The organism is Rathayibacter sp. PhB151 (assembly GCF_004366415.1).
GTDB classification, from domain to species: domain Bacteria; phylum Actinomycetota; class Actinomycetes; order Actinomycetales; family Microbacteriaceae; genus Rathayibacter; species Rathayibacter festucae.
Genome location: NZ_SOEN01000011.1, coordinates 1 through 12,245 on the forward strand (window position 1 = coordinate 1; position 12,245 = coordinate 12,245).

Sequence of the window (12,245 nt, forward strand, 5' to 3'; positions counted from 1 at the left end):
CACGACACCACCATCTTCGAACCACACCCGCCCAGCCACAAGCAGTTTTCCCTCACCACCGAGACGCGAAGCGGCTTCGCCGCTCGATACGCCGCGTTCCGCGGCTACTCGACCAGCATGCTGCGCTCCATGCTGGTCGAGTAGCCCTCGGAGAGGGCGTATCGAGACCCACGCTCTGCCGGACCTGGGTCTCGATACGCCGCTGCGCGGCTACTCGACCGGCATGCTGCAGCCCATGGTGGTCGAGTAGCCCTCGGAGAGGGCGTATCGAGACCCGGCGGACCGCGGAACGACGAACGACCGGCGGAGCGGGCTCCGGCCGGTCGTGCGTCGTGGGAGCGCCGCTGGGGCGCCCCGGGTCAGGCCTGCTTCTTGAGGCGGCTGGTCGCGCGGGCGCGGGCGTTCGCGTCCAGCTCGACCTTGCGGATGCGGACGATCTCGGGGGTGACCTCGACGCACTCGTCCTCGCGGGCGAACTCGAGGCACTCCTCGAGCGTCAGCTGGCGCGAGGGCGTCATCGACTCGAACGTGTCGGAGGTGGACTGACGCATGTTGGTCAGCTTCTTCTCCTTGGTGATGTTCACGTCCATGTCGTCGTTGCGCGAGTTCTCGCCGATGACCATGCCCTCGTAGACCTCCTCGGTGGGGTTCACGAAGAAGGTCATCCGCTCCTGCAGGGCGATGATCGCGAACGGCGTCACGACGCCGGTGCGGTCGGCGACGATCGAGCCGTTGTTGCGGGTGACGATGGCGCCGGCCCACGGCTCGTAGCCGTGCAGGATCGCGTTCGCGATGCCGGTGCCGCGCGTGGTGGTGAGGAACTCGGTGCGGAAGCCGATCAGGCCGCGCGAGGGGACGATGAACTCCATGCGGACCCAGCCGGTGCCGTGGTTCGCCATGTTCTCCATACGGCCCTTGCGGGCGGCGAGGAGCTGGGTGATCGCGCCGAGGTACTCCTCCGGAGCGTCGATGGTGAGGTGCTCGAAGGGCTCGTGCACCTTGCCGTCGACCTGGCGGGTGACCACCTGCGGCTTGCCGACCGTGAGCTCGAAGCCCTCGCGGCGCATCTGCTCGACGAGGATGGCCAGTGCGAGCTCGCCGCGGCCCTGGACCTCCCACGAGTCGGGGCGGCCGATGTCGAGGACCTTGAGCGACACGTTTCCGATGAGCTCGCGGTCGAGGCGGTCCTTGACCATGCGCGCCGTGAGCTTGTGGCCCTTGACCTTGCCGACCAGCGGCGAGGTGTTGGTGCCGATGGTCATCGAGATCGCCGGGTCGTCGACCGTGATGGCCGGCAGCGGGCGGATGTCCTCCGGGTCGGCGATGGTCTCGCCGATGGTGATCTCGGGGAAGCCCGCGATCGCGACGATGTCGCCGGGGCCGGCGGTCTCGGCCGGGTAGCGGTCGAGCGCCTTCGTGATCAGCAGCTCGGTGATGCGCGCGTTGGTGTGCGAGCCGTCGTGGTGGACCCAGGCGACGGTCTGGCCCTTCTTGATCGTGCCGTTGAAGACGCGGAGGAGGGCGAGGCGGCCGAGGAACGGCGACGCGTCGAGGTTGGTGACGTGGGCCTGGAGGGGCGCCTCGTCGTCGAAGGTCGGCGCCGGGATGTGCTTGAGGATCGCCTCGAACAGCGGCTCGAGGTCCTCGGCGTCGGGCAGCGTGCCGTCCTCCGGCTTGTTCGCGGAGGCCCGGCCGGCCTTGCCGGACGCGTAGACGACGGGGACGTCGAGGATGGCGTCGAGGTCGAGGTCGGGGACGTCGTCCGCCATGTCGGAGGCGAGGCCGAGGAGGAGGTCCTGGCTCTCGGCGACGACCTCGTCGATGCGGGCATCGGGGCGGTCGGTCTTGTTGACCAGCAGGATGACGGGGAGCTTCGCCTCGAGCGCCTTGCGCAGCACGAAGCGGGTCTGCGGGAGGGGGCCCTCCGACGCGTCGACGAGGAGGCAGACGCCGTCGACCATCGACAGGCCGCGCTCGACCTCGCCGCCGAAGTCGGCGTGGCCGGGGGTGTCGATCACGTTGATCGTGATGGGGCCGTCGACCGCGTGCTTGCCGCTGTAGGACACAGCGGTGTTCTTCGCGAGGATCGTGATGCCCTTCTCGCGCTCGAGCTCGTTCGAGTCCATCGCGCGCTCGTCCACGTGGGCGTGCGCGTCGAAGGAGTTCGTCTGCTTGAGCATGGCGTCCACCAGGGTGGTCTTGCCATGGTCGACGTGGGCGACGATCGCGACGTTGCGCAGGTCGGAGCGGGTGGCACTTGCCATGTGAACGGACTCGTCTCGTGTTCTCGTGCAGTAAGGGGGACCCTCCATCGTACCGCAGGCTCGCGCCGAGACGGCGGAGGGCCCCGTTCCGGGCCGGCGACCCGATGAACATCGGGTGTCGCCGGCCCGGAACGGGGCCCTCGTGGAGTGGATCCGGCGGACTAGACCGCGAACTCGATCCCGGCGCCGGGGATGGCGGCGAGCAGCTCGCGGGTGTACTCCTGCTGCGGCGACTCGAACACGGTGTCGGTCGAGGCGTGCTCGACGATCCGGCCCTTCTGCATCACGCAGACGTCGTCCGCGATCACGCGGACCACGGCGAGGTCGTGCGTGATGAACAGGTAGGTCAGCCCGAGCTCGGCCTGCAGGTCCGCCAGGAGGCGGAGGATCTGCGCCTGGACGAGCACGTCCAGGGCCGACACCGCCTCGTCGAGCACCACGATCTCGGGCTTGAGCGCGAGCGCGCGGGCGATCGCCACGCGCTGGCGCTGGCCGCCGGAGAGCTCGTTCGGGTAGCGGCTCGCGATGACCCGCGGGAGGGACACCTGGTCGAGCAGCTCGAGCACGCGCTCGCGCTGCGAGGTGCGGTCGCCGACCTTGTGCACCCGCAGCGGCTCCGAGATGGTGTTGCCGATGTTGTGCAGCGGGTCGAGCGAGCCGTACGGGTCCTGGAACACCGGCTGCATCGAGCGCCGCAGCGCCAGCATCTCCTTGCCGCGGAGCTTCTCGGTGCGGCGGCCGTCGATCGAGATCGCGCCGGACGTCGCCGTCTCGAGACCGAGCACGAGGCGGGCGATCGTCGACTTGCCCGAGCCCGACTCCCCCACGAGCGCCGTGGTGGTGCCCTTGGGGATCGAGAACGACACGTCGTCGACCGCCGTGAAGTCCTCGGCCTTCAGCCCGCCGCGGCGGATCTTGAAGACCTTGGTGAGCCCGTCGAGCTCGATCATCGGCCGCGCGGTGGTGGTCGCCGCGCCGTGGTGGGCGCCGGCCGCGCCGACCAGGTCGACCTCGCGGACGGCGTCGGACTCGCCGGGCACCGCCTCGGTCGCCGTGCCGGCGGTGGACTGGATGCGGCGCGAGGCGAGGCTCGGCGCCGCGGCGATCAGGCGCTGCGTGTAGGGGTGCTGCGGGTTCTGCAGCACCTCCACCGAGGCGCCCGACTCCACGATCCGGCCCTTGTACATCACGATGAGCTTCTCGGCGCGCTCGGCGGCGAGGCCCAGGTCGTGCGTGATGAAGAGCAGCGCGGTGCCGTCGGTCCTCGTCAGGGTCTCGAGGTGGTCGAGGATGCGCCGCTGCACCGTCACGTCGAGCGCCGAGGTGGGCTCGTCCGCGATCAGCAGCTGCGGCGACGCGGCCAGGCCGATGCCGATCAGCACCCGCTGGCGCATGCCGCCGGAGAACTGGTGCGGGAACTGCTTGAGCCGCTTCTCGGCGTCCGCGAGCCCGGCGTTCTGCAGGACCTCGATCGCCTTGGCACGGACCTCCTTGCGGCCGGAGGCGAGGCCGTTGGCCTTGATCGTCTCCTCGACCTGGAAGCCGACCGACCAGACCGGGTTGAGGTTGGACATCGGGTCCTGCGGCACGTAGCCGATCCGGCGGCCTCGGATGTCCTCCAGCTCGGTCCTGGTCGCCTTCGCGAGGTCCTTGCCGTCGAACAGCACGGAGCCGCCAGTGACCGTGCCGGTGCCGGGGAGCAGGCCGATGATCGCCGCGGCGGTCGTCGACTTGCCGGAGCCGGACTCGCCGACGATCGCGACGGTCTGGCCGTGCTCGATCGTCAGGCTGACGCCGCGGAGGGCGGGGACCAATCCGCTGCCGGTCTGGAAGCCGACCTCGAGGTCGGTGACCTGGAGCAGCGGCCCCTGCGGGGTGCTCGGTGTCGTGGACGTCATCGGAGGGCCCTCGCCTTCGGGTCGAGCGCGTCGCGGAGCGACTCGCCCAGGAGGATGAAGCTCAGCACCGTCACCGTCAGCGCGATCGACGGGTAGATCAGCGTCTGCGGGTTGGTGCGCAGGTCGCGCTGCGCCTGGCTGATGTCGTTGCCCCAGGACATCACCGAGCCGGGCAGGCCGACGCCGAGGAACGACAGCGTCGCCTCCGCGGTGATGGCCGCGCCGAGCGAGATGGTCGTGACGACGATGACCGGAGCGATCGAGTTCGGCAGCACGTGCCGGAACAGGATCGCCATCTTGGACAGGCCCGTCGCGGTGGCGGCGCCGACGAAGTCGGACTGCTTGACGCGGAGGACCTCGGAGCGCAGCACGCGCGCCGTCGTCGGCCAGGCGAACGCTCCGATCGCCAGGGCGATGACGAAGACGTTCCGGTAGGCCGAGAAGACCGACATGATGACGACCGCGGCGAGGATGTAGGGGATCGAGAAGAAGATGTCGCCCAGGCGCATGATCACGGTGTCGACCCAGCCGCCGAAGAAGCCGGCCAGCGCGCCGCCGATGACGCCGGACACGGTCGTGATGACGATCACGATCAGACCGACGGTCAGCGACGTGGACGTGCCGTGGATGATGCGCGAGAAGACGTCGCAGCCCTGCTTGGTGTAGCCGAGCAGGCTGCCGCCGCCCGGGCCCTGGTTGCTGAACGAGAGCGCGCACTGCCGCGGGTCCACCGAGGTGAACAGGCCGGGGAGCAGGGCGACCGCGATGATCACGACGATCATCACGCCGGAGATCCAGAACATCGGGCGCTTGCGCAGGTCACGCCAGGCGTCGGTCCAGAGGTTGCTGGGCTTCTCGTCGAGGCTGACCGCGTCGACGGACGCGATCGGCGTCTCCTCGAGCGGGGCGACGAAGTGGTCGATGCGGCGGGCCTTCTGCGCGCCGCCGGAGAACTCATTTGGCATAGCGGATCCTCGGGTCGAGTACGGCGTAGAGCAGGTCGACGAGGATGTTCACCACGAGGTAGAACAGCACCATGACCGTGACGAAGGAGACGACGGTCGGTCGCTCCCCTCGGATGATCGCCTGGTAGAGCGTGTTCCCGACGCCGGGAACGTTGAAGATGCCCTCGGTCACGGTGGCACCGACGATCAGGAGGCCGAAGTCGGCTCCGAACTGCGTGGTGACCGGGATCAGCGAGTTGCGCAGGACGTGCACCGGGATGACGCGACGACGCGAGAGTCCCTTGCTGTACGCGGTGCGCACGAAGTCCGAGCCGGCGGTCTCGATGACCGAGCCGCGGGTCAGGCGGATCGCCGAGGCGACCACGAACAGCGCGAGCACGATCGCCGGGAGCAGGAGCCTCTGGAACGACGCGTCGGCACCGACCGTCGGAGGGAACCAGCCCAGCTGGATCGCGAAGAACGACTGCGCGATGAAGCAGAGCACGAAGATCGGCACCGAGACGAGCAGGAGGCTGACGACCAGGGCGCTCGCGTCGAAGAAGCTGCCCTTGCGCAGTCCGCTGATGAGGCCGATGGTCAGCGCCACGACGATCTCGATGATGATCGCCATCATCGCGAGGGTCAGGGTCACCGGGAAGGTGCGGGCGAGGATCTCGTTGACCGACTGGCCCGAGAACGAGATGCCGAAGTCGCCGCGGACGACGCCTCCCAGGTAGTACAGGTACTGGACGATGAACGGCTCGTTCAGGTGGTACTGCTCCTCGAGGCGGGCGAGGAGCGCGGGGCTCGGCGTCTTGTCGCCGAAGAGCGACAGGAGCGGGTTCCCCGGCATGGAGAAGACCATGAAGTAGATGAGGAACGTGGTGCCGATGAGCACGGGGACGGCTTGCAGGATGCGTCGGACGATGTAGGCGAGCATGTCAGCCCAGCCGGTTCCGGAGTCGCATGGATGGGGACCTCATTCGATTGTGACCGAAACAGGGCGCTCCGCCCGTGCCGTGACCTGGTGGCCGGCGGCACGGGCGAAGCGCCCCAGTGGTTCGAGCTTAGTTCTTGGTGATCTCGTAGTAGAGCGGCACCGAGTTCCAGCCGAACTCGACGTTCGACACGCCCTCGCCGTAGCCGCCGGTCACGTTCGCGTACCAGAGCGGCAGCGCCGGGAGGTCGGTGAGGAGGGTCTCCTGTGCCTGCTGGAACGTGGTGTTCGCAGCGTCGGTGTCGGCGTCGGAGAGGCCCGAGGCGACGAGAGCGTCGAACTCGGGGTTCGTGTAGTCGCCGTCGTTCGACGAGGCGCCGGTCACGTAGAGCGGTCCGAGGAAGTTGTAGAGGCTCGGGTAGTCGGCCTGCCAACCGGTGCGGAACGCCGTCTCGATCGAGCGGTCGACGATCTTGGTGCGCGCCTCGGCGAAGGTCGGGTAGGCGTCGCCCTCGGCCTCGATGCCCAGCGTGTTCTTAATCGAGTTGGTCACCGCGTCGACCCAGCCCTGGTGGCCGCCGTCCGCGTTGTAGGCGATCTTGAAGGTGCCGTCCCAGGGGCTGATCGCGTCGGCCTGAGCCCACAGCGCCTTGGCCTCGTCGGGGTTGTACTCGAGCACGTCGGCGCCCTCGAGGGAGTCGCTGTAGCCGTCGATCACCGGGGAGGTGAAGTCGGAGGCGGGGGTGCGGGTGCCCTCGAAGATCACGTCGGTGATCTCCTTGCGGTCGAAGGCCATCGAGATGGCCTGACGGCGCAGCTGGCCCTCCTCACCGCTGAAGTGCGCGAGGCGCTCCGGGATGGTGAAGGACTGGAAGATCGCGGCGGGCTGGTTCACGGCGCGGTCGCCGAGGTCGCTCTCGAAGGTGCCGAAGGCGGAGTCCGGGATCTGGTCGACCACGTCGACGTTGCCGCCGAGGAGGTCGGCGTAGGACGCGTCCTGGGTGGCGTAGAAGACGATCTTCAGGCCGCCGTTCTGCGCCTCGCGGGGACCGGAGTAGTCCTCGTTCTTGACCAGGTCGATCTGGACGTCGTGCTGCCACGCGTCGTCGCCGGCCAGCTTGTACGGGCCGTTGCCGATCGGGTTCTCGCCGAACGCGGCCATGTCGTCGAACGCGACGGCGGGCAGCGGGTAGTACGCCGAGTAGCCGAGGCTGATCGGGAAGTCCGACTGCGGGGACTTGAGCGCCACGGTGAAGGTGGTGTCGTCCACGGCCTTGAGGCCGGTGAGCTCGCTGTCCTCGGTGTCGCTGTAGCCCTCGAAGTTCGCGAAGAATGACGAGCTGAGCTGGTTGTTCGAGAGCTTCGCGCCGTAGTTCCAGGCGTCGATGAAGGAGCTCGAGGTCACCGGGTCGCCGTTCGTGAACGTCAGGCCGTCCTTGATGGTGATGGTGTAGTTCTGCGCGTCGTCCGACTCGATCGACTCGGCGACGTCGTTGTTCGGCGCCCCCTCGGCGTCGTAGTAGACCAGGCCCGCGAAGATCTCGTCGAGGATCTTGCCGCCGCCCACCTCGTTGGTGTTGGTCGGGACCAGCGGGTTCTGCGGCTCCGAGCCGTTGGTGGAGATGATCGCGGCGGTGTCGCCGCTCGCGTCTCCCCCGCCCGAGTCGTTCGAGCTGCTGCAGCCGGCCAGGACCAGCGTGCTCGCGGCGACGAGCGCCAGAGCTCCGAGGCCGTAACGTCTGATTTTCACAATTCCTCCAGTGGTGTGGGGGCGCGCGAGAAGTGGTTTCCCTGACGCGTGGAGTGCCGTGCGCGTGGCGACGACGTCGGCGCGCGAGACTGGTGGCCACCGCGCGAATGCCTCCGACGAGACTATGTATCGACTGCCTATCGCCACAAAACGATGAGGAAACCGTTACACAGCGGTAACCAGGAGGTGGAATCCTTGCGCGGATTCGCACGAAACGTGCGTCTGCGCGTCGTTCCGCGCACACCAGCGAATCCGAGGAAGGGGCCCGCGTGTCCACCGCTCCCCCAGCGTCCGCACAGTCCCGGGGCCGGATCGGGGCGGAGATCCTCCTGGTCCTCGGGCTCTCCCTCGGGGCGTCGGCGGTCTACTCCGTCGTCTCGATCGCCAACAAGCTCACCCGCTCGGTGTCGCTCGGGCAGCAGTCGACGACGATCAACGGAGCGCTCAGCGACCGGCCCGCTTTCGACCTGATCTACCAGCTGCTCGCGCTGTTCTTCGACCTCGTGCCGGTGCTGCTGTGCGTCTTCCTGCTCTGGCAGGGCGGCCGGCGTCCGCTCGGTCGGCTCGGTCTCGACCTGCGCCGGCCGCTCCCCGACCTCGGCACAGGAATCGTGCTCGCGGTGGCGATCGGCGCACCCGGCATCGGTCTGTACGCGCTCGGCCGGGCGCTCGGGATCACGGTGGCGGTCGTGGCGTCGCCGCTGGACGCCTACTGGTGGACGGTGCCCGTGCTGGTGCTCTCCGCGATCCGGGCGGGGGTGCAGGAGGAGGTGATCATGATCGGCTACCTCTTCGCGCGCCTGGGCGATCTCGGCTGGGGGCGGTGGAGGATCCTGTTCGCGAGCGCCCTGCTCCGAGGCAGCTACCACCTGTACCAGGGCATCGGGCCGTTCATCGGCAACGTGATCATGGGCGTGGTCTTCGGGCTGTTCTACCAGCGCTTCGGGCGGACGCTGCCGCTGGTGATCGCGCACTCGATCATCGACATCGTGTCGTTCGTGGGCTACCCGCTGGCGGTCGCCCTCTGGCCGGAGCTGTTCGCGGCGCCGACGCCGCAGCCGACGCCCTCGGTCACTCCCACCCCTTGACGCCCCTCGTCGTCCGACGCCGAGCCGATCCGTCACGAACGGTCGTATCGCGAGAGCGGACACGACCGTCCGCGACGGATCGGCGGCGGGCGTCAGGCGCGGATCAGGCGAAAGCCTCGATCGGCGGGCAGGCGCAGACGAGGTTGCGGTCGCCGTAGGCCTGGTCGACGCGGCGGACCGGCGGCCAGTACTTGCCGCGCACCAGCGAGCGGACCGGGTAGACGGCCTCCTCGCGGCTGTACGGGTGCGACCACTCGGCGTCGACGAGGCACTCCGCGGTGTGCGGGGCGCCCCGCAGCGGGTTGTCGTCCACCGGCCACTCCCCCGCGCCGACGCGGTCGGCCTCGGCCTTGATGCCGATCATCGCGTCGATGAAGCGGTCGATCTCGGCGAGGTCCTCGCTCTCGGTCGGCTCGACCATCAGCGTGCCCGCGACGGGGAAGCTCATCGTCGGCGCGTGGAAGCCGTAGTCGACGAGGCGCTTGGCGACGTCGTCCACCGTCACTCCGGTGGCCGCGGTGAGCGGTCGGATGTCGAGGATGCACTCGTGCGCGACGAGTCCGCTGCCGCCGGTGTAGAGCACCGGGTAGTGCTCGCGCAGGCGGGCGGCGACGTAGTTGGCCGAGAGCACCGCCGCGCCGGTGGCGGCGCGCAGTCCCTCCTCGCCCATCATCCGGGCGTAGGCCCAGGAGATCGGCAGGATGCCCGGGCTGCCGTACGGGGCCGCGGAGACGGGAGCGCCGCCGTGCACGACGGTCTCGCCGTGCTGGCCGACGGAGTGCTCGAGCCGCTGCGCGAGCGGGTGGCCCGGCAGGAACGGCGCGAGGTGCGCCTTCGCGGCGACCGGGCCGACGCCGGGGCCGCCGCCGCCATGCGGGATGCAGAACGTCTTGTGCAGGTTGAGGTGCGAGACGTCGCCGCCGAAGTCGCCGAAGCGGGCGAAGCCGAGCAGCGCGTTGAGGTTCGCGCCGTCGACGTAGACCTGACCGCCGGCCTCGTGCACGAGCCGGCAGATCTCGGCGACCTCGTGCTCGTAGACGCCGTGGGTGGACGGGTAGGTGATCATCAGCGCGGCGAGGCCCTCGGCGTGCTCCGCGATCTTCGCGCGGAGGTCGTCGAGGTCGACGTTGCCGAGCTCGTCGCAGGCGACGACCACGACACGCATCCCGGCGAGGACGGCGCTGGCCGCGTTCGTCCCGTGGGCGCTCGAGGGGATGAGGCAGACCGTGCGCTCCTCATCACCGCGCGAGCGGTGGTAGCCGCGGATGGCGAGGAGCCCGGCGAGCTCGCCCTGCGAGCCGGCGTTGGGCTGCAGCGAGACGGAGTCGTAGCCGGTGAGGTGCGCCAGCCAGCGCTCGAGCTGGTCGATCAGGGCGAGGGAGCCCTCGACGTCGGCCTCGGGGGCGAAGGGGTGCAGGCCGGCGAACTCGGGCCAGCTGACCGCCTCCATCTCGGCGGCGGCGTTGAGCTTCATCGTGCAGGAGCCCAGGGGGATCATGCCGCGGTCCAGCGCGTAGTCGGCGTCGGCGAGGCGCTTGAGGTAGCGCATCATCGAGGTCTCGCTGCGGTGCGTGTTGAAGACGGGGTGCACCAGGAACGGCGTGGTCCGCTCCAGCGCGCCGGGGATGCTGCGCGCGGCGCCGGCGAGGACGCCGTGCCGGGCGTCGAGGTCGCCGATCGCGACGGCGACCGCCACGACCTCCTCCGGGGTCACGGTCTCGTCGAGGGCGACCGCGACGGTGTCCGCGTCGACGAGGCGCAGGTCGAAGCCGGCCTCGCGGGCGCGGGAGACGGCCGCCTCCGCGCCCTGCGGCACGACGACCGCGACGGTGTCGAAGAAGTCGGCGTGCCGGAGCGCGTGGCCGCGGTCGAGCAGGAGCCGCGCCAGCAGCGCGGCACGGGAGTGCACCTGCTCGGCGATCCGGGCGAGGCCGTCCGGACCGTGGTAGACCGCGTACATCGCGGCCATCACGGCGAGCAGGACCTGCGCGGTGCAGATGTTCGAGGTCGCCTTCTCGCGGCGGATGTGCTGCTCGCGCGCCTGCAGTGAGAGCCGGTAGGCGGGGTTGCCCGCCGCGTCCTGGCTGACGCCGACGAGGCGTCCGGGCAGCTGGCGCTCGAGGCCCTTGCGGACGGCGAGGTAGCCGGCGTGCGGCCCGCCGAAGCCCATCGGGACGCCGAAGCGCTGGGTGGTGCCCACGGCGACGTCGGCGCCGAGCTCGCCCGGCGAGCGGACGAGGGTGAGCGCGAGGAGGTCGGCCGCGACGACCGCGAGACCGCCGTGCGCCTTGACCGCGCCGAGGACGGCGGACGGGTCCCAGAGGTGGCCGGACGCGCCGGGGTACTGGACGAGGGCGCCGAAGGACTCGGGCAGCTCGTCCGCGTCGGTCCGCGAGAGCGGCAGCTCGACGATGCGGATGCCGACCGCCTCCGCCCGGCCGCGCAGCAGCGCGAGGGTCTGCGGCAGCGCGTCGGAGTCGACGACGAAGACGTCGGTCTTCGCCTTGGAGGCGCGGCGCGCCAGCAGCATCGCCTCGACGACGGCGGTGCCCTCGTCGAGCATCGAGGCGCCGGCGGTGTCGAGACCGGTGAGGTCGGCGACCATCGTCTGGAAGTTGATCAGCGCCTCGAGCCGGCCCTGGGAGATCTCGGGCTGGTACGGCGTGTACGCCGTGTACCAGCTCGGGTTCTCGAGGACGTTGCGCTTGATCACGGCCGGGGTGAGCGTGCCGTGGTAGCCGAGGCCGATCAGCGGACGTCGCACGGTGTTGCGCGCGGCGAGGGCGCGCAGCTCGGCCAGTGCCTCGGCCTCGGTGGCCGGCGCGGGGAGCACCGGTGCGAGATCGCGGACGTGGATCGACTCGGGGACGGCGGCCTCGACCAGCGCGTCGACGGAGTCGTAGCCGAGGGCGGCGAGCATGGTGCGCTGGGCGTCGGCGTCGGTCCCGATGTGGCGGGACTCGAACTCTCCGGGCGTGCGGGCCGCCATCTACTCGCCCACCAGCTCGTCGTAGGCGGCGGCGTCGAGCAGGCCGTCGGGCAGGGCGTCGAAGCGCACCTTGATCAGCCAGCCGTCGCCGAAGGGGTCGGCGTTGACCAGCTCGGGGTTGTCGACCACCGCGGCGTTGGTCTCGAGGACCTCGCCGTCGACGGGGGCGAACAGCTCGCCGACCGACTTGGTCGACTCGATCTCGCCGACGACGCTGCCGCCCTCGACCCGGCTGCCCGCCTCGGGCAGCTCGACGAAGACGACGTCGCCGAGCTTGTCGGCGGCGTACGCGGTGATGCCGACGGTCGCGGTCTCACCCTCGACCAGGATCCACTCGTGGTCGGAGGTGTACTGGAGCTCGGTGGGAACGGCCAT

General features: G+C 69.9%; 8 protein-coding genes. 1 reads left to right on the forward strand and 7 read right to left on the reverse strand.

Annotated elements, in window-relative coordinates:
- Positions 1-359 precede the first annotated feature (359 nt).
- From typA to EDF35_RS18185, 5 genes are all read right to left on the reverse strand, one after another.
- Entirely contained in the window at positions 360-2,264 is a 1,905-nt protein-coding gene (gene typA / locus EDF35_RS18165) for a translational GTPase TypA (protein ID WP_123445448.1), read from the reverse strand.
- A gap of 161 nt (positions 2,265-2,425) precedes the next feature.
- Entirely contained in the window at positions 2,426-4,162 is a 1,737-nt protein-coding gene (locus EDF35_RS18170) for an ABC transporter ATP-binding protein (RefSeq protein ID WP_123702813.1), read from the reverse strand.
- Entirely contained in the window at positions 4,159-5,127 is a 969-nt protein-coding gene (locus EDF35_RS18175; RefSeq protein ID WP_123445446.1) for an ABC transporter permease, read from the reverse strand. Before EDF35_RS18175 ends, EDF35_RS18170 begins: the two co-directional genes overlap by 4 nt.
- Entirely contained in the window at positions 5,117-6,046 is a 930-nt protein-coding gene (locus EDF35_RS18180) for an ABC transporter permease (protein ID WP_123445445.1), read from the reverse strand. The genes EDF35_RS18175 and EDF35_RS18180 overlap by 11 nt, the downstream gene beginning before the upstream one ends.
- Positions 6,047-6,173: 127 nt before the next feature.
- Positions 6,174-7,793: an ABC transporter substrate-binding protein gene (locus tag EDF35_RS18185; protein ID WP_123702811.1), complete on the reverse strand. Its 1,620-nt coding sequence runs from the start codon at positions 7,791-7,793 to the stop codon at positions 6,174-6,176.
- Positions 7,794-8,062: 269 nt separating this feature from the next.
- Here EDF35_RS18185 and EDF35_RS18190 point away from each other — a divergent pair, with 269 nt between their 5' ends.
- Positions 8,063-8,881: a CPBP family intramembrane glutamic endopeptidase gene (locus EDF35_RS18190; protein ID WP_133963357.1), complete on the forward strand. Its 819-nt coding sequence runs from the start codon at positions 8,063-8,065 to the stop codon at positions 8,879-8,881.
- A 103-nt stretch (positions 8,882-8,984) separates the two neighbouring features.
- Here EDF35_RS18190 and gcvP read toward each other — a convergent pair whose 3' ends face one another.
- On the reverse strand, positions 8,985-11,870 hold the full coding sequence (gene gcvP / locus EDF35_RS18195; protein ID WP_133963358.1) for an aminomethyl-transferring glycine dehydrogenase: 2,886 nt from the start codon (positions 11,868-11,870) through the stop codon (positions 8,985-8,987).
- Entirely contained in the window at positions 11,871-12,245 is a 375-nt protein-coding gene (gcvH, locus tag EDF35_RS18200) for a glycine cleavage system protein GcvH (RefSeq protein ID WP_123702805.1), read from the reverse strand.

Bases quoted from the DNA above. Each gene is read 5' to 3' on its own strand.
- typA (WP_123445448.1), bottom strand. From the start codon at position 2,264: ATGGCAAGTGCCACCCGCTCCGACCTGCGCAACGTCGCGATCGTCGCC.
- EDF35_RS18170 (WP_123702813.1), bottom strand. From the start codon at position 4,162: ATGACGTCCACGACACCGAGCACCCCGCAGGGGCCGCTGCTCCAGGTC.
- EDF35_RS18175 (WP_123445446.1), bottom strand. From the start codon at position 5,127: ATGCCAAATGAGTTCTCCGGCGGCGCGCAGAAGGCCCGCCGCATCGAC.
- EDF35_RS18180 (WP_123445445.1), bottom strand. From the start codon at position 6,046: ATGCTCGCCTACATCGTCCGACGCATCCTGCAAGCCGTCCCCGTGCTC.
- gcvP (WP_133963358.1), bottom strand. From the start codon at position 11,870: ATGGCGGCCCGCACGCCCGGAGAGTTCGAGTCCCGCCACATCGGGACC.
- gcvH (WP_123702805.1), bottom strand. From the start codon at position 12,245: ATGGCCGTTCCCACCGAGCTCCAGTACACCTCCGACCACGAGTGGATC.